General features: G+C 42.5%; 19 protein-coding genes. 17 read left to right on the top strand and 2 right to left on the bottom strand.

Annotation, left to right across the window (positions count from 1 at the left end; translation table 11 throughout):
• Positions 1–103: 103 nt before the first annotated feature.
• The 7 genes from QFZ81_RS26280 (at position 104) to QFZ81_RS26250 (ending at position 11830) form a co-directional block, all read left to right on the top strand.
• Positions 104–1840, top strand: a complete 1737-nt coding sequence (locus QFZ81_RS26280) for a sensor histidine kinase (protein ID WP_307440037.1) — start codon at positions 104–106, stop codon at positions 1838–1840.
• A gap of 17 nt (positions 1841–1857) precedes the next feature.
• Complete coding sequence (locus tag QFZ81_RS26275; protein WP_307440039.1) at positions 1858–3465, top strand: response regulator; 1608 nt, start codon at positions 1858–1860, stop codon at positions 3463–3465.
• Between the two features lie 143 nt (positions 3466–3608).
• Complete coding sequence (locus tag QFZ81_RS26270; RefSeq protein WP_307605360.1) at positions 3609–5111, top strand: ABC transporter substrate-binding protein; 1503 nt, start codon at positions 3609–3611, stop codon at positions 5109–5111.
• A 108-nt stretch (positions 5112–5219) separates the two neighbouring features.
• Positions 5220–7508: a glycoside hydrolase family 2 protein gene (locus QFZ81_RS26265; RefSeq protein ID WP_307605359.1), complete on the top strand. Its 2289-nt coding sequence runs from the start codon at positions 5220–5222 to the stop codon at positions 7506–7508.
• A gap of 186 nt (positions 7509–7694) precedes the next feature.
• A complete protein-coding gene (locus tag QFZ81_RS26260; protein WP_047677910.1) occupies positions 7695–8627 on the top strand; it encodes an ABC transporter permease in 933 nt (310 codons plus the stop codon).
• Between the two features lie 11 nt (positions 8628–8638).
• Positions 8639–9529 (top strand): carbohydrate ABC transporter permease, encoded by an 891-nt coding sequence (locus tag QFZ81_RS26255; protein WP_307605358.1) that lies wholly within the window; start codon positions 8639–8641, stop codon positions 9527–9529.
• Positions 9530–9553: 24 nt separating this feature from the next.
• Positions 9554–11830 carry a beta-glucosidase gene (locus tag QFZ81_RS26250; protein WP_307605357.1) on the top strand — a complete coding sequence of 759 codons (2277 nt, stop codon included), beginning with the start codon at positions 9554–9556 and terminating at the stop codon, positions 11828–11830.
• 1078 nt (positions 11831–12908) lie between these two features.
• Here the strand turns inward: QFZ81_RS26250 and QFZ81_RS26245 are convergent.
• A complete protein-coding gene (locus tag QFZ81_RS26245) occupies positions 12909–14030 on the bottom strand; it encodes an NADH-dependent flavin oxidoreductase (RefSeq protein WP_307440054.1) in 1122 nt (373 codons plus the stop codon).
• Between the two features lie 169 nt (positions 14031–14199).
• On the opposite strand from QFZ81_RS26245, the gene QFZ81_RS26240 reads away from it, so the two are divergent.
• The 6 genes from QFZ81_RS26240 to QFZ81_RS26215 all read left to right on the top strand — a co-directional run bounded on the left by QFZ81_RS26240 (position 14200) and on the right by QFZ81_RS26215 (position 19476).
• Positions 14200–14610, top strand: coding sequence for a MerR family transcriptional regulator (locus QFZ81_RS26240; protein ID WP_307440055.1), 411 nt, complete (start codon positions 14200–14202; stop codon positions 14608–14610).
• Positions 14611–14653: 43 nt separating this feature from the next.
• Positions 14654–16201: a WG repeat-containing protein gene (locus tag QFZ81_RS26235; protein ID WP_307440836.1), complete on the top strand. Its 1548-nt coding sequence runs from the start codon at positions 14654–14656 to the stop codon at positions 16199–16201.
• 536 nt (positions 16202–16737) lie between these two features.
• Complete coding sequence (locus QFZ81_RS26230; RefSeq protein ID WP_307605356.1) at positions 16738–17517, top strand: hypothetical protein; 780 nt, start codon at positions 16738–16740, stop codon at positions 17515–17517.
• 271 nt (positions 17518–17788) lie between these two features.
• Complete coding sequence (locus QFZ81_RS26225) at positions 17789–18244, top strand: methyltransferase (protein WP_307605355.1); 456 nt, start codon at positions 17789–17791, stop codon at positions 18242–18244.
• Positions 18245–18408: 164 nt separating this feature from the next.
• Positions 18409–18777 carry a DUF7674 family protein gene (locus QFZ81_RS26220; protein WP_307605354.1) on the top strand — a complete coding sequence of 123 codons (369 nt, stop codon included), beginning with the start codon at positions 18409–18411 and terminating at the stop codon, positions 18775–18777.
• Positions 18778–19008: 231 nt separating this feature from the next.
• Positions 19009–19476, top strand: a complete 468-nt coding sequence (locus QFZ81_RS26215) for a hypothetical protein (protein WP_307605353.1) — start codon at positions 19009–19011, stop codon at positions 19474–19476.
• Between the two features lie 199 nt (positions 19477–19675).
• Here the strand turns inward: QFZ81_RS26215 and QFZ81_RS26210 are convergent, their stop codons facing one another.
• Complete coding sequence (locus tag QFZ81_RS26210; RefSeq protein ID WP_307605352.1) at positions 19676–20086, bottom strand: HNH endonuclease; 411 nt, start codon at positions 20084–20086, stop codon at positions 19676–19678.
• 226 nt (positions 20087–20312) lie between these two features.
• On the opposite strand from QFZ81_RS26210, the gene QFZ81_RS26205 reads away from it, so the two are divergent.
• From QFZ81_RS26205 to QFZ81_RS26190, 4 genes are all read left to right on the top strand, one after another.
• Complete coding sequence (locus QFZ81_RS26205) at positions 20313–20642, top strand: helix-turn-helix domain-containing protein (protein WP_307434631.1); 330 nt, start codon at positions 20313–20315, stop codon at positions 20640–20642.
• Positions 20639–21475, top strand: coding sequence for an IS3 family transposase (locus QFZ81_RS26200; RefSeq protein WP_307434634.1), 837 nt, complete (start codon positions 20639–20641; stop codon positions 21473–21475). The genes QFZ81_RS26205 and QFZ81_RS26200 overlap by 4 nt, the downstream gene beginning before the upstream one ends.
• 229 nt (positions 21476–21704) lie before the next feature.
• The gene (locus tag QFZ81_RS26195; protein WP_307605351.1) at positions 21705–22091 is read left to right on the top strand and encodes a hypothetical protein; all 387 of its coding nucleotides are present in this window, start codon (positions 21705–21707) and stop codon (positions 22089–22091) included.
• Positions 22092–22241: 150 nt separating this feature from the next.
• The gene (locus QFZ81_RS26190; RefSeq protein WP_307605350.1) at positions 22242–22634 is read left to right on the top strand and encodes a DUF6985 domain-containing protein; all 393 of its coding nucleotides are present in this window, start codon (positions 22242–22244) and stop codon (positions 22632–22634) included.
• Positions 22635–22917: the final 283 nt, after the last annotated feature.

Below are 22917 nucleotides of genomic sequence, written 5' to 3'. Positions count from 1 at the left end.
CTAGGAATCCCATATGATTATGATGGCATACTAATGAATAAAGTCGGACTGCTGAGAGGAATCTTGGCAGTCCTTTTAGATTTCCAGAAGGGAGAGACATTGGATGGGACTGCGGCTTCCGCATATATCTTGGAATTCCATTCGGTTCAAGCTGGTAGCCGGGCTGCTCATTGTGACAGTTCCTCTCATCACGCTGCTGATCTACAATAATTTCTACAGCATTCATGTCGTACACAATCAGGTGGCGTCGTCAATTAAAAATTTAATCTCTTTGTATGAGGGGCAAATTGATACCCAACTGCAAGATGCGGATCGAAATTTGCTCAGCTTAGTAACTTCGGATTATGATATCCGTTCGATGAATACTCCTAATTCAGAGGACGAATATCAGCTGGCCAAGCATAGCGTTTCAGTTAAACTATCAAGCGATATTGTTCTTTACAAATCGGTCGATGCTTTTTATGTGTATTCACAGTCAAGACAGGATTTGTTGGACGTTTTCAAAGCATCGGTTACATTTCCGGAGAGGGATCAGGTTGAGCAATATTTACAACGTTTGCTGAGCGAACATCCTAACCTCGCGGAGATTCGCGGCAGCTGGTTCGTTCAGAAAATCGGACAAGACTATTACATGCTGCGCGTCATTCAATCGGGTGATCTCTATATCGGGGCATGGGTCAACGCTAAGACGCTGCTCATACCGTTGAATCTAATTAATTTGGGCAACGAAGGGAGCGCTCTTTTTGTAACAAATCAAGGGGAGTTGATGGTTAGCACCAATCCATTGGTTGATGAAAACATTGATTTCTCGAAAAGCTTTCAGCAGTTTTATATATCGGGAAGCAAGAATAACTTGCTTATTGTCGGGGAGCCCTCGCAAAAAGGTGACTTTAACCTGGTAGCGGTTATTCCGGACAAACAAATTTTACAAAATTTGCCTAGTCTGACGCGTATCATAGAGGTGATTTCACTTGCCTCCATTGTGCTTATACCGATAAGTCTTTTTTTTCTCCGCCACATTCTGCTCGTTCCGCTTAAACGGATGATTGCAGTTATGAGAAGGATCAATAATGGAAACGTGAATGTTCGAATCGAGTCTTATCCGGCTTCTGATGAATTTCTTTTGGTCAACCAAACCTTTAACCGCATGATGTCGCAAATCGAAGAGTTGAAAATCAATGTGTACGAAGAACAGCTTAGTAAGCACAAAGCGGAGCTTCAGCACTTGCAGCTGCAGATTAACCCGCATTTTTTCATGAATTCTTTGAACATCCTGTTTAATCTGGCTCAAGTGAAAAACTACGAATTAATTCAGGAAATGACGTTATGTCTTGTCCAGTATTTCAGATTCATGTTTCGAAGTAATTTGACGTTTGTTATGTTGCGGGAAGAATTGCAGCATGTCCGAAACTATATTCGGATTCAGGAGCTCCGGTTTCCAAACAGCTTAACTTGTACGATTGATTCACCCGATTTCCTGGAAAATATTCCGATCCCCCCCCTGGTGATTCAAACCTTTTTGGAAAATTCCATCAAGCACAGTGTCACGCTGGACGAATCCGTGCATATTTCCGTTGCCATCGATTTGATGGAAACCGGACTGGAGCCCTATATCGAAATCGTCATTCGCGATACTGGCAAAGGATTTTCGGAGGATGTATTAGCCGAGATTCGTTCTGGAAACCGCGTGGTCGACGAACAAGGCGAGCATATTGGTATTTGGAATGTTCGTAAGCGATTGCAACTGTTATATGGAGAGCATGCGGCCATATCCTGTTACAATGGTTTCCCTAGCGGCGCTGTTATAGAAATCAAGCTTCCATATCAATCGGAAAGATAGGAAAGGGGATTCCTAGTATGCTTCAATTATTGATTGTAGACGATGAAATTCATGCTGTTGAAGGAGTCCGGTCGGGAGTCGATTGGCAGAAGATTGGTATAACCTCAGTATTCTCGGCTTTTACCGTAAAACAAGCGAAAGAGCTGTTCGAAAATGAGCGAATCGATATTATGCTCTGCGATATCGAGATGCCGCAAGTATCGGGACTGGAACTGGCGGAATGGGTTATGGAACGATATCCGAGGACGGCGATGATTTTCTTGACCTGTCATGCTGATTTCAAATATGCCCAACAAGCTCTCCAGTTAGGGAGTCTGGACTACATTCTCAAGCCGATTCCTTATGAGGAGTTGGAAAAAACGATCCTCAAAGCGGTTGAGAAAATCAATAAAGATTCGGAATTAGTTGAATTCCGCCAATATGGCCAATTCTGGTTCCAACATCAACCAATGCTGATTGAGCGGTTCTGGCTGGATATCATCAACCAGACGATACCGCCCAGAGCGGAGTCGGTAAGTCGAGCCGCGGCGGATCGCAACATTCCTTATGCCGATAAAATGACATTTGTCCCGGTACTAATTAGCGTGCAGAGATGGCACAAGCATGTGACGATGCGCGAAGAGAAGATATTGGAATATGCGCTAACAAATACGGCTGAGGAAATCATTCTGGGGAACAAAAAAAACGGACAAATAATAACGTTAAACAGCGGAAGATTACTAGCTATCATATCTGCCGAAAGTTATTCCGACATCGAGCTGTTGTTGAAACAATCTTGCGAACGTTACATTGACGCCTGCAGGAAGTATTTTTACTGCGATCTTTCCTGTTATATTGGTGAAAAAGTACACGGTCACGAAATGTTTGGGATGGTAAAACGACTTGGTGAAAATGAGAAAAACAACGTGGCCTATAACAATAAGATTTTCCTGCTTTCCGGGGATCAATTACAACCTGTTAGTAGACAGCTCCCCGACATGAGCACATGGTCGATTATGCTGAAGGAGGGGGAGTTCGCTAAAGTATTGGAAGAAGCAACCTCTTTTTTAGAGCTGTTGTTGCGGCAGAATGGCTTGGATGCAAACCTGCTCCGCCAATTTTACCAGGATTTTCAGCAAGCGATGTATTATATGCTCCAGATGAAAGGTATTCAAGCTCACCAATTGTTTAGCGATACCATCTCGCTGGAGTTTTCCGCAAACGCGACCCGCTCAGTAACCGATCTGATCGCATGGATGAACCACGTTGTAAGCAAAGCGATGGAGTATGTGAATACAGTTGAACAATCCTTCAGTGTTGTCCAAAGAGTTATTAGTTATATTAAGCAGCATATTGCAGAAGACTTGTCGAGGGAAGAGATCGCGAATCACGTGTTTTTGAATCCGGACTATTTGACGCGGATCTTTAAAAAGGAAACGGGCATGGCCGTATCGGATTATCTGTTTCACGAACGGCTCAAGCTTGCCCAGGAACTGCTCGCGAAAACCGATATGCAGATCAGCGCCGTGGCATCGCATATCGGGTATGCGAATTTCTCCCATTTCTCCCGGATGTTCAAGAAGCATACCGACCTGAATCCGATTGAATACCGCCAACTTCATCAACCAGTTCAAAGTGAAAGGTAGTCGGCAAATGCACAGCGAAAAGTCGTGAGCGGAGCAGAGCCGAATCTGCAGTAAAAGTAAAATAAAGATATGCTTGCTGAAGATTTCCGAGTATCGCAAACAGTCTCAGTAGGCAAACGCCAAATTGTAAATGGGGGAGTACCATGAAGAAAAGATTCATGTTGGCAAGCGCACTCATCATCGGGTCAATGCTCTTACTATCCGCGTGCGGCGGCAATAGCGGAGGAGCGGCACCAGCCGGGGATAAAGAAGTTAAGCCGGAGGAAAAACCGACGGAACTGACTGTTGCTTTCCCGATTTTCGGTGCAGTGCCTAAGGATTTGTCCTTGGTGCAGGATTCCATTAATCAAATCGCACAGAAGAAGATCAATGCTACTGTGAAGTTGACGCCGATCAGCTTTGGGAACTGGGATCAGCAAATTAACCTGATGCTGAGCAGCAGCGAAAAGCTGGATTTAATGTATGTAGGAGGCAACAACTACAGCAGCTATGTTTCAAAAGGTCAAATTGTTGCGCTTAGCAAACTTCTCGAACAGCACGGCCAAGGGATTGCAAAAGCGATGGATTCGTCCTATCTCAATGCAGCCAAAATTGCTGGATCAATCTACGCTATTCCTACCATCCGCGACTTTGCCGCGTATAATGGTCTGACAATGCGGAAGGATTTGGTCGACAAGTATCAAATCGATGTTAGTAAAATTCGTACGCTAGACGATGTAGAGGCCACATTGAAAACGATCAAGGAGAAAGAGCCAAATGTGACGCCATTGATTCCAGGCAATATCGGTAGAACGATACTCGATTCGTACCGTACGTTTGACATGCTTGGGGATTCACTTGGTGTTCTTCCGAATTTTGACAATAATCTCAAAGTAGTCAATTTGTACGAAACGGAGGAATATGCTCAGTTTACCAAAAAGATGAGAAACTGGTATACATCTGGCTTGATTCTGAAAGACGCCGCAACTAATAAAACTTCTCAGTTTGATTTGATCAAGTCGAACCGCGGTTTTGCCTATTTCTCCAATATGAAGCCAGGGTTTGAGCAGCAAGAATCGAAGAGCAGCGGTGTGCCTGTGGTCACGGCAAACTTGCTTCAGCCTGTTTCTACAACTACTAACGTCACAGGTGTCATGTGGGGGATACCAATTAACTCCAAGACACCGGAAAAAGCGATGGATTTCCTGAACCTTATGTATTCAGACAAAGATATCGTCAACCTGTTCGATTGGGGTGTGGAAGGGAAACACTATGTCAAATCGGGTGATGTTATCGACTATCCTCAAGGCGTTGACACTAAATCCTCCGGATACAACCCGAATACGGGATGGTTGTTTGGAAATCAATTCCTCTCCTATGTATTTAAAGGAGACGATCCGAAAATATGGGAGAAAATGGACCAATTCAACAAATCGGCGTTGAAATCCAAGGCGCTCGGCTTTACGTTCGACGCAAATCCGGTTAAGGCTGAATATGCCGCGGTAACCAACGTGGTTACGCAGTATAAGCTTCCGCTTGAGACGGGAAGCGTCGATCCGGAGAAAGTCTTGCCAGAGTTTATCTCCAAGCTGAAATCCGCCGGAATTGATAAAATTATCACAGAGAAACAAAAACAGCTCGACGAATGGGCGAAAAGCAGTAAATAATTCATTTCGGCTCCAATTCATTTGCCCCGATCAACATCTCAGTTGGTCGGGGAATTTTTTGACAGGGATTCTGTCATTTCAATCGACACCGAAAAGGGGTATATATAGATGCTAAATATCATGCCATTAAACGATCAATGGACATTCACGAAAAATAATAATCCCGCCTACATACTTGAGTCCATACAAGACGGCCAGTCTGTCACACTGCCTCATTCCTGGAACGATACCGACGGTCAGGGTGGTAGCGAACAGTACTACCGGGGGCAATGCTGGTATCAGCGGATTTTGGATATTACCCAAGAGGATTTGACAAAACGCATCTATCTGGAAATCGGCGCCGCCGGGAATATGGGTCATGTTTATGTCAACGGCAGCTTGGTCGGGGACAGCCGGTGCGGATATGCCATGTTTAGAGTCCCTTTAACCCCATACTTGAAGGAGGGAGAAAATCTTATCGCCATTATGGTTGACAACAGCTACGACAACTCAGTGTTCCCCCTAATGGCCGATTTTACCTTCTATGGCGGATTGTACAGGGAAGTGAAACTTCTTGTTATGGACGATATCCACTTTGACGTCATGGACAATGGACGGGATGGTGTCTATTTGACGCAACGGAAAATCGCACCAGAAACGTTTGAATTGGCCGTACATGGTCAAATCGTGAATGAATCCTCAATTTCCAAAGAAGGAATCCTTCAGATACAGCTTAAGGATGAATTTGGAAAAACAGTCATGGAGGAAAGTTCAGAACTTGCTCTTGGAAATGAAGCAAAATTCAGGATAAGAAGTGAAATCGTAAATCCGATTCTTTGGGACGGCTTAGATCAACCCTATCTGTATACGGTAGAGGTATCCGTGGTCATCGAGGGACAAGTCTGCGATTCTCGGCAAATCACGTTAGGATTTAGGACGGTTGAAGCGACAACGGAGCAAGGCTTGCTCTTGAATGGCAAACCAGTCAAGATTAACGGCGTATGCCGACATCAGGACTTCGCTGGTGTGGGTAATGCCATTACGAAAAAGCATATGGATGAAGATATGGCCTTGATCCGGGAAATCGGAGCGAACAGCCTTCGTCTTGCCCATTACCAGCATGATGACTATTTTTACAGCTTGTGCGACCGTCACGGTTTACTGGTATGGGCCGAGATTCCGTTTATCAGCATTCCTTCCACCCAAGATCCGGAAAACCGCAATGCGGAAGAACAGCTGGAAAAGCTCATTAAACAGGCTTACAATCACTCCTCTATCTATTGTTGGGGTATACAAAACGAGATTACGATTGCCGTAGAAACGGAGCAAACTTATACAACCATCAAAAAACTGGAAGCTTTGGCCAAACAATTAGACCCTAGCCGCTTAACTGTTCAAGCCAATATTAACGGTGTTGAGAATGACAGTATAATAAATAGCTTTACTGACCTGATCGGATACAATTTATACTACGGCTGGTATTATGGTGAAATCAAAGACTTGCAAGTACGCCTAGATGAGTTTCATCAAGTTCAACCTCAAATTCCAATAATCGTATCCGAATACGGGGTGGATACGAATCCCAAGTACCATTCTTATAGGCCTGGGGTTCAAGATTATACGGAGGAATACCAGCTTTTATTCCATCACAATGCCCTGGAAACCTTCGATAAGCGATCGTTTGTATTAGGCGGTTATGTATGGAACATGTTTGATTTCGGCAGCGCAAACAGAAATGAAGGCGGTGAAACAGGAAAGAACTTGAAGGGACTTGTTACCATTGACCGGAAACTCAAGAAGGACGCCTTTTATCTTTATAAAGCTAACTGGTCTAAGGTTCCTTTCGTTCATTTAGCCGGCCGACGATTTGTGAATAGGCACCAAGAGCTCAATGATATTGTGATCCTGTCTAATTTGCACGATGTTAAAGTTTATTTAAATCATACCCTTCTTACCGAAATTAAGAGCGGCGCACCGATGAAAATCATAAAGGATGTACCATTGATCGCAGGGGAGAATTATGTAAAAGTCGAAGCTGCGGATGAATTTGGCGTCATCCATACGGATGAGATTGTGCTTCATCATGCAGCGGAAATTGACCCTAGTTATATCCATGTTAAACCGGAAAAAGCAAAATATGTCGTCAACTGGTTCGAAAAATTTGATCTATCCAATGCTGAGCCCATCGAATTAAAAGACGGATACTATTCTACATTTGACACGATTGAAGACCTCTATAGCAATGAAGAAACGAAAGCGGTATATCTTAAATACTTTGGAGATATGGCCAATAATCCGTTCTTTGAGGTGATGAGAGGGGTTATGTCCATTCAGAAAATGTCCCAACTGGTGCAATTTAATATTGTCCCGGAATTGTTGGCAGTCATTAACAAAGAACTGAATGCGATAAAAAAATGATTACTGTATTGTCCCTGTCAACTTTGCCTGTTGACAGGGACAATTTTTTGAATTAGAGGTGGAAGGCTAGTCGGCAAAGTGCAAACTAGAAGTCGTAGAAACGGTAGTGGGACGAACGGAATTTCATTACTATGAGAGTACAGCAAGATACCATACACCGCGATAATGGAAAGGGGAACTTTCGGAATGACAAAACGTACGCATAGCAATGCCAGGAAGAGAATTTGGAAATACAGCCCGCTCTATCTAATGATGCTTCCAGGAATTGCATACTTGATCATCAATAATTATTTACCAATGTTCGGTCTCACGATTGCTTTCAAGGACATCAATTTCGCTAAAGGAATATGGGGGTCCGATTGGGTTGGTTTTCAGAATTTCAAGTTTCTGTTCCAAACATCTGACGCTTACTTGATTACCCGCAATACGATTCTTTATAACGCAGCTTTCATTGTGATCGGCCTCGTCGTTGCGGTTGGCTTCGCCATTCTGCTGAACGAAATCAAGAGCAAGTTTGCGTCCCGTCTGTATCAAAGCATTATCATTCTACCATTTCTGATTTCGATGGTATTGGTCAGTTATCTCGCATTTTCGATGCTGAGCATCGAGACCGGATTCATGAATAAGACGATCCTGCCGGCGCTGGGCATCGAGCCGATTTCTTGGTACAACGAGCCGAAATACTGGCCGGTCATTCTGACCTTGGTTCATACTTGGAAGGGCGCAGGGTACGCATGTATCATTTACCTGGCTGCAATTATCGGCATTGATCCGGAATATTACGAAGCGGCGAAGCTGGACGGGGCATCCAAGTGGCAGCAAATCCGCACGATTACAATACCGCTGATCACTCCCGTAATCATCATGCTGACGCTCCTGGCGATCGGGCGCATTTTCTACTCCGACTTCGGCCTGTTCTATCAAGTCCCGATGAATGCAGGAGCCCTCTTCAGTACTACGAACGTCATCGATACGTATGTGTTCCGCGGTCTATTGCAGCTTGGTAACATAGGCATGTCATCAGCCGCTGGCTTCTACCAATCGATAGTCGGATTCGTGCTGGTTATCGTCTCCAACTATGTGGTTCGAAAAGTCAACAAAGAAAATGCGCTGTTCTAAGGGGGATATACATGAATAATGAAAATCGTGTTTGGCAGTGGGCCGCACATCTTGTGATGATCTTGTTTTCAATCAGTTGCCTGCTTCCGTTTGTTCTTTTGACAATGTCGTCCATAACAGACGAAAAGACAATCCTGCAGAATGGGTATTCTTTGTTTCCAAAACAGTTCAGTTTAACCGCATACGAATATTTGTGGCAGCAATCTTCGCTCGTTTTTAACGCTTACGGGATTACAATTCTCATAACCATAATAGGGACAACGATAAGTCTATTAATCACATCGCTGCTCGCTTATCCTTTATCGCGCCGCGATTTGCCGGGCGGAACATTCTTCGCCTTTCTGCTGTTTTTCACTTTGTTGTTCAATGGCGGCCTTGTTCCAACCTACTTGATTTATACACAATTATTCCATATCAAGAATACGCTGTGGGCTTTGATTATTCCGGGACTTTTAATGAATGGCTTTAACGTGCTTCTCATGCGAACGTTCTTTATGACGACAGTTCCGGTTCCGGTATTGGAATCGGCCAGCATAGACGGTGCAAGCGAATTTAAAATGTATTACAAAATTGTGCTGCCACTTTCGCTGCCGATTCTGGCCACCGTCGGCTTGTTTCAAGGATTGGCTTACTGGAACGACTGGAATAACGGATTAATTTATGTGACCAACCCCAAATTGTTCAGTCTACAGAACGTACTCAACCGGATTATGAGCGACATCCAGTTCTTGGCTAGTAACAGCGAGATCGGCTCGCAAGCTGGGGAGAGCATTGCGCAGCTGCCTAGCGAAACATTTCGTATGGCGATTGCGGTTATTGCCGTGATCCCGGTTCTGATCGCATATCCGTTCTTCCAGAAATACTTCGTTAAAGGTATGACCATTGGTGCTGTTAAAGGTTGATTACATTACATTAGGAGGATAACCATGAAAAGAAATATTCAAGAATTGATTTCACAAATGACTTTGGAAGAGAAAGCATCTCTCTGCTCGGGACTTGACTTTTGGCAAACGAAAGGGATTGAGCGGCTCGCCATCCCATCCGTCATGATGACGGATGGGCCACATGGACTGCGAAAACAAAGAGCATCCGCCGATAACCTCGGCTTCTTCGATAGCGTGCCGGCAACATGTTTCCCGTCAGCTGCGGGTCTTGCGTCTTCGTGGGACCTCGAGCTGATTGGCAAGGTCGGAATCGCGCTTGGGGAAGAGTGCCAGGCTGAAGATGTCGCAATTCTGCTAGGACCAGGCGCCAATATCAAGAGATCGCCGCTGTGCGGGCGCAATTTCGAATACTTCTCGGAAGATCCCTACTTGTCTTCCGAAATGGCAGCCGCACATATCCAAGGGGTACAGAGTCAAGGCGTCGGCACATCGTTGAAGCATTTCGCGGTTAATAATCAGGAACACCGCCGGATGACGACTAATGCGGTTGTGGATGAGCGTACACTGCGGGAGATTTATTTGGCTAGTTTCGAAGGAGCGGTAAAAAAGGGGCAACCGTGGACGGTCATGTGCGCCTATAACCAGCTTAACGGCGAGTACTGTGGGGAAAATGAGCGTCTACTTACAGAAATATTGAAGGACGAGTGGGGACATGAGGGCTTTGTCGTTTCCGACTGGGGCGCAGTGAACGAGCGTACAGACGGTTTGGCGGCAGGACTTGAGCTGGAAATGCCGTCTTCTGGAGGCGCGGGTGACCGTAAAATCGTCGAAGCGGTGAAAAACGGCAAGTTGTCCGAGAATAAGCTGGACGCGGCTGTTGAACGGATACTGAGCATCGTCTTCAAGGCGGTCGACAGCAAGAAGCCAGAGGCTTCCTATGATCCGGAGGCCCATCATCAGCTGGCACGAGAAGTCGCGCGTGAAAGCATGGTGCTGCTCAAAAACGAGGACGGCATCTTGCCATTGCCGAAGTCAGGTAAAATTGCCGTCATCGGGCAACTTGCCAAGCAGCCGAGATATCAAGGCGGAGGCAGCTCGCATATCAAGCCGACCAAGCTTGAGGATATCAGCGAGGAGCTTGCCAAATCGGCGGGAAGCGGCACGGAGATTGAGTACGCCCAGGGCTATGATTTGAACGGAGACCAAACGGATCCACAGCTTTTGAAGGAAGCGCTCAAGCTCGCAGAAGATGCATCGGTTGTTATTCTCTTCGTCGGTTTGCCTGATCGATATGAATCGGAAGGATTTGACCGCGAGCATATGAACCTCCCGCTCAATCAATCGGAGCTGATTGAAGCGGTGACCGCGGCGAAAAAACAGATAGTAATTGTGCTTAGCAATGGGGCCCCGGTGGAAATGCCTTGGATTGGCAATGTAAAGGCTGTGCTCGAGGCTTATTTAGGCGGCCAAGCGCTAGGCGGTGCGATTGCCGATATACTGTTCGGTGATGCCAATCCTTGCGGCAAGCTGGCCGAGACGTTCCCTGTTCAGTTGAGCGACAATCCATCTTATTTAAATTTCCCGGGTGATGGAGACCTTGTGGAATATAAGGAAGGGATTTACGTCGGTTACCGCTATTATGACAAGAAAAAGCTACGGCCACTGTTCCCATTCGGTCATGGGCTTAGTTATACAACTTTCGAATACGGCGGACTTGTGGTGGACAAAGATACGATGAACGACAGCGATTCGGTGCACGTCTCAGTCAATATAAAGAATACCGGCAGCAGAGTTGGCAAAGAGATCGTGCAACTGTATGTGCGGGATGTGCGCAGCAGCGTGTCTCGCCCGGAGAAGGAGCTGAAGGGATTCGTCAAAGTAGCGCTGGAGCCTGGAGAAGCGAAAACCGTCACCTTTATGCTTGACAAGAGATCCTTTGCATATTTCGATGTGGAAATGAACGATTGGCATGTTGAGACAGGTGAGTTCGAAATTCTGGTCGGAAAGTCTTCAGCGGAGATCGTTCTTAAGAGGACCATTCGAGTGAATTCGACGGTATCGATAGCGAAGACGTATACTCGTAATTCGACTGTTGGCGATCTGATGGAGAACCCGCGAGCCGCTACGATCGTAACGGATTTGCTAAAGCATTCGCCATTCGGCTCTTCTAACGGAGAAGGGGAAGGGATGTCCGAGCTGATGACCGCGTTCCTGAAATATTTGCCGCTTCGAGGTTTAGTTGCATTCAGCGGAGGCGGACTTACGGTTGAGTCTCTTGATTCATTGCTCGAGCGGCTGAATCAGGGAGAAAAGGAGTAGCTTCATACCAAAAGCGGTGGAATAGACATTATAAAGACGTTGCCTATGATCAAGGCAGCGTCTTTTTACATACTTATTGAAAAGAATATCAAACACGGTCAACTATTTTATTACTTCGTCCGGATAGTAGATTACGTTTTTTTTCGGTGAGAGCATATTGATAATCCACTACTTTCCAAAATACAAAGTATAATGGTAGTCAAATGAGACCTGTAGACAGATATTATTTGTAAAATGTTACGTAGAGGAGGAAATGTTATTAATTCTCTAGGAGACAAAATACATAAAATCATTGCAGCATGGGATCCATTTGATTTAAAGATCTACGGTATCGAAAGTTATGAAATACTAAAATGCATTCACTATAGCGGGTCTAGGGATCCTGAGCAAATAGCTGGTTATATTGAATCTATGCTTCGACATTTGGATCCTTCGCGAAAATTAAATAAGTGTGAATGCTTATTAAATGCTAAAAAAATTATTGAGATATTGGAATAAATTTAAGTCATTCCGCTAACTGAGAACGTTAGTGAAATAGCGGTTGCTTCGGCAGCCGCTTTTGTTTTCTAAGCTAACGGGCAGTAGAGCGTGGTGGCAAACGGCTATTTTCACTAGGGCATGAAGGGGAAGTAACAACAGATGTTCAATGAAAATAAAGTATTTGACTGAAAAATAAAGTGTTAACTAGGTTAATATAGTTGTAGACTGAGAAAATAAAGTATTAGACTGCCACCGCGGCATTAAGCTCCCATGGAAATTAAGTCTTAGCCGCTGTAAGAAAGACCGATAAGGAAACCTACATTCATCATCTGTGGTGCGGCGCTTGCGCTGCATGTGTGGACGGGCAGATTAACGCAACAGTATTCTGGAGCAGTAGCCTTAGATTCAGGTTATTTAACGCCCCTAATTTGCAAAGACCTTCAAGATCGAAATACACGCGGTATGTGTGTCCGCAGCAGCAAGAATTGCCCTACCGAACTACGGATGGACGGAGCACCTTAGAGTTAGCAAAAGAAACCCGAAGTCTCATAAAAGACTTGGGGTTCTCGTCAATCTGAGTAGCCTTTAGGACTACTTTTTAGTTACTAATATTAAACCAACCCGGCATGGCTTGAATTACATTCCAAAGTTTTTCTGGAATATTAAGCTGGTCGAGTTTTAAAACGTTCAACTCAGAATCTACCTCGGCTTCACGTCCATTTGCGACCTTTTCAACCCAATTAGGATCCATAATTAACGCATGCCCAATGGCGACTAGCGGCAATCCTAATTCCACAGCTTTAAGAGCATCATCCGGTGTTATTATGGAACCAGCAGCCATCACAGGTACCTTACCGTTTGCTCTTTCAAGAATCAATTCAAGCCGTGTTTTTTCATCTTGACTATCTACTGGCTTTGAAGACACATTATCTAATGAAGCATGTATATAATCTAAATCTTGTTCAACAAGGATATCAATTAATTCATACGTATCTTTCATGCGTAATCCGTCCACTTTGGAGGACTCTTCAGGGGAAAATCGGAATCCTAAAATGAATGGTTTTGTAGCATGTTTTTCAATGACATTTTTGATTTCTTCAATAATCGCCAATGGAAAACGCAAGCGATTTTCAAGTGATCCTCCCCATTGGTCCGTCCGTTGATTTGTCGCTGGCGACCAGAAGTTTTGAATTAAAAATCCATGAGCCCCATGAATTTCGATGCCATCAAATCCTGCTTCAATCGCTCTTCTCGTTGTGTCTCCAAAAGCATGTATAATCGACAGGATTTCCTCATGTGATAGCTCTCTTGTTTCTACAGTTGGGCCAAGAGCAGTAGCCTCAGATTGCAATGCACTCGCACTAACTGCATCCAATCCAGGCAAGGCTTTATTGCCAGCATGGAAAATCTGTAGGATCGCAGGAGAGCCTCCACTTTTCGCTGCCTCAGCTAATTTTCGTAAACTTGGAGTAAATTCATCATTGTACCCAGCGAATTCATTCGTAAAACCCTGCCCATTAGGTGTAACATGAGTACACCCTGTAATTACGAGTCCTACCCCGTTCACTCTTTGTTTGTAATACTTTACTTCGTCATCCGAAATGGTAAGATCGTCATTACTTGACCAGGTTGTCATAGGTGCCATAACGATACTATTCTTTATTGTTATTCCACTTCTGAATGTGAAGGATTCAAATAACCTACTGTATTTTTGATTCATTTCTTTAACCTCGCTATCATATTTTCTTTTCTATTTCAGTGTAATTGGTTACCGTTACAGTAAGTAAAGGATTTATTTTTATATGATTACAAATAGAATAGTTGTCTTATCATTCTCCATATGATATATATTTAGTTACAGTAACTGTAACTAAAGGTGGGACAAGTAGATGTTGTATTCAATGACATATGTAGTGGAGAATTTAAATGTATCTGCAAAGACACTTAGATTTTATGAAGAGCAAGGGATATTACCAAATATATCTCGTGACGAAAAAGGCCGTAGAGTTTATAACAAACAACAAATAGACTGGATTTCTTTTATTCGTTGTCTCAAAGAGACAGGAATGCCTCTTTCAAAAATCAAGGATTACAAGGAACTTTATGAATTAGGAAGTCCTACCTTCTTGCAAAGAGAAGAAATGTTGATGCAGCATAAATTGGAAGTGCAGAAGAAAATTGACGAAAGTCTAAAACACTTGGAAGAAATAAACTATAAAATAGCCATGTATGAACTTCAGAAAGAAGAGGTTATGAAAAATCCCAACTATAACTTTAAATGTCACGGTTACTTAAGCTAACGAGGAACGATAGTTGAATGACGAGGAAGGGGAAGACCCTCTTATGAGTGAATTTACGCAAGGCACTTTGTTAAAAATTGGGCATGTTTCGGACATTTTACGTCTTCGACGTCAATTGGATATGAACTGTATCATTCAAGTGTTGAATAGTAATTGGGCAGTCTTTTTTTATCGCGAGCAAATTTCAATTCCTTATGTTGAACAATTTCACCTGGTATGCTCTCTGTCCTTCCCACTGCTCGCCTTCTATAATTTCGAGGATCACGGTTGGGGATTTACTGTCTATCAAGACGGCCAAACTTACCATAAGTTTGATATATCCTACGAAGAAATCGATGGGAACTTGCAAAAGATCCCACCGAAATTATTCAATTCTTTCGGTTTCACTGCCCAAGAGTTGCTGGAAATAGCGAATTCCCTCAATCGAGCGGATGTTGAGCGCTTCAAGCTTGCAATGGGTTTCCCAGAGATGTCATGGCTTTCTTATGATTATGCTGTGGGAGACATTGAGGATGATGATAGTGAAATAGAGGTGCTTCACGAACCGCCACTTAGTTCACCTAACCCTCCTTCGGACAAGCTTTTCAGAAGCTCAAAAGACACACCTGTTTACGGGCCAAACGATAAAAGTGGCTTGACGCCGTTTCAATCCAAAGGGCTTTCTGGTTTTTTCGATTCACTCGGGGAGGTCGCTATTCTTCCTGTTTTTCAACAAGTCCAATATTTCACTGATGGGTTAGCCGCGTTCAAGCGTGACAACCGATGGGGATTTATCGACGAAGAAGGTGCCGAAGTAATTAGGCCGTCCTTCGACCGAATCGGTTTCTTCTCAGAAGGAGTCGCACTAGTCAGCACGGAACAAAATAGCCTGCTCATAGATCACAGCGGTCAAGTTCTACAGAAATATGAGAATGTATTCGAAGAGAAACCATTTCTTAACTGCTTCGTTGAAGGGCATGCAATCGTCACAGTTAATGGTCAGTATGGTCTGCTGGACCGGAACGGATCGTTTGCGTTAGACCCGGTTTTTTCAGCAATTAGACAGGTGTGCAACGGTTTCGCAGTCGTACAACAGAAGGGGATGCCTTCGTTTCTTTGGCGGACAGACGGTACGCGGATGGAGGCGCCGAAGGGCTACACAATAGCCGGCGGCTTCTCCGAGGGACTCGCCCCTGTGCGGTCAGAAGGAGACCGGCATTATTTCTCTTTCATGGATCTGAATGGCGACATCGTCCTGGAAAATATGCCAATCATGTTGCTTTCTCAAGGCTTCAACAGCGGGCTCATGCCAATCCCTGGCCCCAAAAAGAAGTATGGGTACATGAATACCAAGGGCGAGATCGTCATTGAACCGAAATTCGATACCGCCCTTGGATTTATCGGAGATGCTGCTCTCGTCGAGAACCGTGGTAAAACGAGCTTTATTCGGCTAGACGGCACCCCCTATTTCAAACCTAAGGAACTGCGGAACCTGTCACAATGGAGTATTCGTCTTCACAACCCTTTTGTCGCACTCGATATTTTTAATTCAGAATACATCAGCAAATACACAGGGGAGCTTTTTTTTTCGAGCAAATCTCACCATCAATAACTCAGTAATCGACTATACCTATACTGGAGGACAGTAAGTATCTATAAGCGATTTGTTACAATGATGGATCACGATCTAGAAAAGTGCATACCTACCAGTATCAAAAAACAACCGCTGACAAACATCCATTTCTTCAAATGAGATACCTTCTGAAGCAGTTGTCTGTATTTTATAACTAGTATCATACCTGTTTTGTTTATTTTTGGAATTGAACTAACGGAAACGATAGTGGAAGTGGAGCTGCCTTGAGGTGGCTTCTTTTTGGCTTTCATTCAAGTAACGGGCAGGATACAAAATGTTAAACATATTGCCTTAGGGGCAGTTTACAGTAAATTGGGTTATATTATTCGCTAGAAAGCTTATTTTATTGGACATAAATTTGAAACAATAATCATTTTTCCCAGTAAAAGGAAACCTTTTACGAATTTCTCTGTCTAATTTAATGAATGGGGCGGGGATAAATGACACTACTCAAGGACAGTGAGGATGCTGAGAAGATCAGATTGTTACATAGTGATATGGGGAGGGAAGTTCAATTGAAGCATAAATGGTCTTTGCTCACAATAGTAATTTTTTTAATGGTGGTAGGTTGCGACGTAAGGAATTATAGTACAGCTACACAAGACGGACCTTTAATAGAAGAGTCAAATCTAAATTTATTGACTACTCCTACTGAACCCAATAATTCGGGTCAAATTGGTGAAACAAAAGAACAAGTTAGTGATATCTCAGCAATTATCAATAAACTCCTGGATGTGAATCATAGATACTCAGCTTTAGAAGGAAAGATCGTAATAACATTTGAGGCTACTGGAGAAAAGGAACTAGTTGAACTTGTTATCGAAGAGCCTAGCCGATTCTACGTGAAGCACATATTTGATTCTAAAACACCGGGTCGATTTGAGGAGTCAATAAATGATGGAACAAATGTTCAAATTAAAGGACCTGATGCTAAAATACTTCAATTAAACCCAGCAAATAATGGAACACTTCTACCTATTGGTGGTGTAAACGAATTACTGAATCCAGGAATGTTTATTTACGATGCCATTAATAGTGGTCAAACGATGTTAAAGGGCGGAGAAAAGTTCCTTGATCGTGATTCTACAGTTATAGTTATAAACCGTAAAGAGGGGAAACTAGGAAATAAGCTAACTATTTGGTTTGATAACCAAGCTGGAATTATCCTGAAGATTGTAACTTTGGATGGTGATAAGCCTCTACAAACTATTGCTTTTGACCAGATAAAATTTACCGATAAAGCTAATGAAGAAAAATTTAAGGACATAAAGTTAAAAAACAATAATACGAATTGAAAAAGAGTATATAGTGTGGCAGTGTTCTGCTTGGATGCGAGAAAATAGAGAACATTTCAAAGAAGACTTTGATAAAGGTTGTTTAATGCGTGTTTTAAAGACACCCATATACCGGAGCAGTTTACGTATGAATCTGGCGTATTAAAATGATTCAATTGAATGGGAAAGGAGAGCTCACTAACAACAGGAATAGACAGCCAGTCTAAGTGGATCGGCTGACTTTTCTTAAAATGAGGAATCATTTTCTTCAAGTGTAAAGGAGGGATCATCAATGGTAAAGTTTGTTCGTGCAGTATTGTTACTGTTTATCTCAGTCCAGATTTTAAGCGCTTGTTCAAAAGATACGACTGCAACCACAAAAAGTATTAAGTATGAGAATGAGGAGTATAAATTTATCCTTATGTTACCATCCAAATGGCGCAATAATTATGATGTTGTTGAACTCAAGCATGAAGATATCATGGCCTTCAGATTTACCACAAAAGTTGGAAAGGGCGAATTATTTAGAGTTGAGGTTTGGCCTAAGGATCAATGGGAAACTAAAGGGATCGAATTAGCTAAAATTATTCACATTTCTAAAATTGGTGAGCTAGGTGATGCAGTTTATGCATTTGACACCCCAACGGACGTGCAATACGATCCCAACAACCAGAAAGATAAAGAACAATACACCTTGTTGGAACAAGATGTTGAACAGATAAAAGCTAGTTTTGAGGTTAAGAAATAATCCTTTACATCTATCAGGGTGTTCTCGATACGGGGGTTGCTGCGGCGATGTTCGGTAGTCTCGTTAAGCTAAAGGGCGACCCTAATAATCGAACTATTAAAGTGATAAATGCTTTAAGAGATGATTTAGAGAATGCAATAAGACTGTTTAAGGAGTTGGTGGTTATGAATAAAAAATCGGAAGAATTCTTGAGAATAATGTTAGATTTCTTACCGTCAACTGATGATGCGTATAGAAAATCAATCGCGGATAACGGTGAGGTGCTAGAAACTGTGATAATTGAGGACATCTTCATGCCTGAAATAATTAAACTATTAAGTGAGGAAAGAAACATCGATTTGTTAAAAAGTATTTTTAAATATTTTGAAGAAGTATCTAATGACGAAGATGCTCACATAAAGAACACTTTTTCAATTACGGTGTTGGAAATACTTGGGAACGATAGAGCGATTCTAGGGACTGCACAGAAATACATGGGAACTAAAACGATACAACTTCAAATAGAAGCTGATAGAGCATTAGGTAGAATCTAGTCAGCACAGACTCCTCTGGTCTTCTATTCACCAGCGGAACACTCAAATAAATAAGTCAGTGTTGAGCTAACGGTGAACGATAGTTGAGAGGCTTGTTTCGCGGCAGCTCCTCTTTTGTTTATTAATGTACCGGGAGGACATAATGATCGATCGAAGGAAAAGGAAGCTTTTTAATCATGAAGTTGAAGATGACCTGAAATACTCATTAATTTCAGTAATGCGCTAACTAGCTTGTACCCCTATTTAATTCACGTTAATGCATTTGCCTACGATGCGTGGGATGACATTGTAGTCCCATTATTTTATGAGATGGTTTATCAGTCTTTTTCCTATAAATACGGCATAACATTGACTCCAAAAGATGTACATGCGTATGAATTTACTCTTTCCTCATATCATGGAAAATGCCATATTGAGTGCTTTCCGATCAAGGAATCTTTAGCAGTCTTCACTAATCTTGAGTGGGTGAGTGTAAGTAAGGGAGATTTTGAAGGGAAGCTCTTAATTTTAAAATCATTCGGTGACGGTGTCAACTTTTTAACTGGCGGCATTAAGAAGGAACAAGCAGCACAAGTCCATTTTAATTATGCAGAAATTGAAATTGTGAGAGAGGAAACAGGTAGCAAAAGTGGCAGTGAGTTTGAAACCATGTATATACCAGTAAAAGATCTGAATTTTGTATTCATTGCTGATGATTAACCGAACAACGGACTACGCTAACGAGGAACGATAGTTCAATTAACCGCCTTTTTTCAAGAGGCGGTTTTTTTGTTGAAAACCAAATTTATAGAATAACAAAACCTTGAATTTAAAGGTAGGTCTCGATCTGCTAAACAATAAATTCCTCGAAAACAGGCAAAGAATAAAAAACGCCTCAAGGCGGCGAAGAATACTTACATCAGTTCGCTCGACGATGGTTATGTTTAGCTTTAATGATGCGGTAACAGAGCTTTAAAGGATTCGGAACGGAAAGTGCTTTTTCTAAAAGATAGGAGAACGCTGAACTATTTCCTCGTTTCGTGTTGCATTCAATGCAAGAAGCGAGTAAATTTTGGGGAAGATCTGAGCCTCCTTTGCTTGAAGGGACAATATGATCTACAGTCGTTGCGGGACGTCCACACCACAAACAAGTGTAATGATCCCGTTTTAATGCAGCTTTTCTATACTCTCGAAATGAGAATGGGTTGTAAAGTAATTGGATTGTCTGCTCGTCGATCCAGACGGCACGGGCTCGATTAACTTCCCTCCAAGCCCGGTGAAGTAAACATGGGGTTAGTTTTTGGCCATCCACATTGAGCACTCTTATCATAGTTAATCGCCTCCTAAGGCTAAAGTTAGTATAACCACACACAATTTGATTATTTGATACGTAGATATGTATGTTGAAGACGAGAGGAGTATCGGATATCTTTAATACCTTAACAGTTCGATAACGTCGAACAAGCCTTGTATGGGAAAGCTGAAGTGCACCCTTTAGAATAGACATTGGAAAAACCCTAGGGTTAAACCGATGAAATTCTAGGGGGTGTTTTTTTATGGCTTTGAAAGGGCAAAAGTTTAAGCATTATCCTGAATCACTTAAGATGGAGGCAATTCGTCTTCACACGGTGGAGGGCTGGAGTCAGAGGTCCATTGCTATTCATTTGGGAGTTCAGGATAAAGATCGAATTAAGGTATGGGTGAGGAAGTATCGGGAAGTTGGAGACACCGCATTTAAGGATGGTCGGGGAGATCCAAAACGAACGGAGACCGAACAAGAGCGCGAACTCCGTAGGCTACAATTGGAGGTAGACGTGCTAAAAAAGTGGTTACAAATCTTGAATCAGGAGGTGCATACTGTAAGCACATCGTTGTCGACCAAATGAAGAACAGACAAAGCATAAAAGGATTATGCCAATACCTTGGCATCAGTCGTAGTGGATACTATAGCTATCTGAAAAGAAGCAACCATGATCCTGACGAAGATCTGAAACTGCAAATTACAGCCATATTCGAACGGCGTAACAAGACTGTCGGCTACCGACGCGTACAGGATGAGTTGTACCGCCAGCATGGCCTTGTGGTTAATCACAAGAAGGTATTGCGTTTAATGCAGGAGCTGGGCATTCAGGCTGTTATCCGCCGCAAATATGTTCACCGTACAAGTCAGCAAGCAGCCGTAGAGGATGGCCGAATCGCAGAGAATCTGTTACAACGGAATTTCAATGCAGACGCCCCCAATCTAAAATGGGTAACCGACGTAACCCAGTATCGGGTATTGGATGAAAGAATCTATCTGTCAGCCGTTAAGGATCTCTGGAATAACGAAATCATTGCCTACCATATAAGTAGGAACAACGACAATCCACTTGTTCTAGAGACCTTTAAGAAGGCATTCAAAAAACATAAAGACGTGACTGGATTGATCATTCACAGTGATCAAGGAAGCCAGTACACGTCTCATGCTTATCACGACATGCTGCCACAGGTTGGAGCCCAAATCAGCATGTCACGCCGAGGAAATTGTTATGACAACGCCTCGATAGAAAGCTTCTTCTCTCATCTTAAAGTCGAAGCACTCTATCCCTATGATATACGATCTATTGATGAGGCACAAAGGCGAATCGAGGAATTTATCCAATTTTACAATGAAGATCGTGCTCAACGAAAACTAAACAAGCTGACACCGGTTGAATACCGGCGCCAGCTTGTTGCATAGGGCTTTTTCCAATGTCCACTAAACGGGGTCTTGACCAAGCATCCCTGCAAGGCTTTTTTTGATTTTGGCTCTGTTGAAACTCGATGTTGATTTATCATTAAGCTAAAGGGCAGGATTGCGTGGAGGCAAAAGTGGGTTTTTCGGGCTATTGGGCAGCGTAGTTCAATATTTTTATTCCGTGATATAATGTAACCATAAATTTAGCAGACCTAAAAGGATGGGTTATTCCATGGAAATAAATGAACATCTTTCTTTTAATTCAGATTTTACATTAGTGGATTTTATCCAATTGCTTAGAAAATCCTTAAGTTTAGATGAATTTCAATTTGATTATGAAAATGAAAATAATTGGGGATGGACGTATGATGAAGATCGTATAGAAATCAATGTGTCTAAGCCATTTGAGGAAGATAAATTATATGAATGGGATTCTACTGTACCGAGAGGTTGCAACTTTGGCATATCTCTCATGAGTAATGATAGTAATTTCAATTATGATCCTCATAAGTACCATCACGACTTTGTAATAAATAAACTCATAACTAAGTATATAAGTGCAATTGAACATATAACAAAAACAAAAATCTACTATCATCGAGGCAATCATCACATATAAACCTATTTGTGTCTGAACACTCATTACGTTAACGGGAAACTATAGCTTACACCGCGACAGCCGACCATTTACGATTGGCTGTGTTTCTATGCTAACGGGCAGCATTTGTGATAATAGCTAATTATTTACTTTTGATAGGGTGGCGAAGCAATGATAAACCATGAAGTTTTTGGAGAAATAGAATTCGACCTTCATTGGCATAGAAAAATTGATATAACCATTTTTGGGGTTGAAAAAAATGTGATATTGAGCATCGATGGAACAGAAGAAGGGGATTTCACTAACGATCAGTTTGATGCCTATTTGAATTTTATAAATGAAAAGGATAGATTTATATCCGTGGCTGAAGATGAAATGTATTCCTATTATCAAAGCGTATGTACGGAATACAGGGAGCGATTTGGAGCTGGGCAAGCGAATGTCCTTGCTCCAATAATTTTTGAAAAATCTCAACTAGAAGATTTAGTATCGTTAACCCATGTAGTGATTCGTATGTTCCCAAGAAATAGAAGGACTGTTGGGTTGTTATTTGATTCAAAATGAGAATCCTCACTTGGAGTAGCGGTAAAATTCGAAAATGAAAATCTGTCAGAAGTAGGTTTCCAAGATATCGTGCTTTAGAATTTCTCACTTCATTACGGTCCCTCGGGAAACGTTAGTTGAAAAATAATGGAGCAGTTTGCCGCGCCGGCAGCTGCTCTTTTTCATTGAAATAATGGGCAGTTTAGTGTACCAAAAGTTCCTAAAATCGCGTACTGGGTACATTCTTGATTCAGAAGTATGAAATTTAAGAAAAATTTTATAAATACCCCACTTTTTATTAAAC

Source organism: Paenibacillus sp. V4I9 (assembly GCF_030817295.1).
GTDB lineage: Bacteria > Bacillota > Bacilli > Paenibacillales > NBRC-103111 > Paenibacillus_E.
Note: the sequence above shows the minus strand (reverse complement) of the source record. Positions and strands in the feature narration are given on the sequence as shown.

Excerpts from the sequence above, each read along its gene's own strand:
- QFZ81_RS26280 (WP_307440037.1), top strand. The coding sequence starts at position 104 with ATGGGACTGCGGCTTCCGCATATATCTTGGAATTCCATTCGGTTCAAG.
- QFZ81_RS26275 (WP_307440039.1), top strand. The coding sequence starts at position 1,858 with ATGCTTCAATTATTGATTGTAGACGATGAAATTCATGCTGTTGAAGGA.
- QFZ81_RS26270 (WP_307605360.1), top strand. The coding sequence starts at position 3,609 with ATGAAGAAAAGATTCATGTTGGCAAGCGCACTCATCATCGGGTCAATG.
- QFZ81_RS26265 (WP_307605359.1), top strand. The coding sequence starts at position 5,220 with ATGCTAAATATCATGCCATTAAACGATCAATGGACATTCACGAAAAAT.
- QFZ81_RS26260 (WP_047677910.1), top strand. The coding sequence starts at position 7,695 with ATGACAAAACGTACGCATAGCAATGCCAGGAAGAGAATTTGGAAATAC.
- QFZ81_RS26255 (WP_307605358.1), top strand. The coding sequence starts at position 8,639 with ATGAATAATGAAAATCGTGTTTGGCAGTGGGCCGCACATCTTGTGATG.
- QFZ81_RS26250 (WP_307605357.1), top strand. The coding sequence starts at position 9,554 with ATGAAAAGAAATATTCAAGAATTGATTTCACAAATGACTTTGGAAGAG.
- QFZ81_RS26245 (WP_307440054.1), bottom strand. The coding sequence starts at position 14,030 with ATGAATCAAAAATACAGTAGGTTATTTGAATCCTTCACATTCAGAAGT.
- QFZ81_RS26240 (WP_307440055.1), top strand. The coding sequence starts at position 14,200 with ATGTTGTATTCAATGACATATGTAGTGGAGAATTTAAATGTATCTGCA.
- QFZ81_RS26235 (WP_307440836.1), top strand. The coding sequence starts at position 14,654 with ATGAGTGAATTTACGCAAGGCACTTTGTTAAAAATTGGGCATGTTTCG.
- QFZ81_RS26225 (WP_307605355.1), top strand. The coding sequence starts at position 17,789 with ATGGTAAAGTTTGTTCGTGCAGTATTGTTACTGTTTATCTCAGTCCAG.
- QFZ81_RS26220 (WP_307605354.1), top strand. The coding sequence starts at position 18,409 with ATGAATAAAAAATCGGAAGAATTCTTGAGAATAATGTTAGATTTCTTA.
- QFZ81_RS26210 (WP_307605352.1), bottom strand. The coding sequence starts at position 20,086 with ATGATAAGAGTGCTCAATGTGGATGGCCAAAAACTAACCCCATGTTTA.
- QFZ81_RS26205 (WP_307434631.1), top strand. The coding sequence starts at position 20,313 with ATGGCTTTGAAAGGGCAAAAGTTTAAGCATTATCCTGAATCACTTAAG.
- QFZ81_RS26200 (WP_307434634.1), top strand. The coding sequence starts at position 20,639 with ATGAAGAACAGACAAAGCATAAAAGGATTATGCCAATACCTTGGCATC.
- QFZ81_RS26195 (WP_307605351.1), top strand. The coding sequence starts at position 21,705 with ATGGAAATAAATGAACATCTTTCTTTTAATTCAGATTTTACATTAGTG.
- QFZ81_RS26190 (WP_307605350.1), top strand. The coding sequence starts at position 22,242 with ATGATAAACCATGAAGTTTTTGGAGAAATAGAATTCGACCTTCATTGG.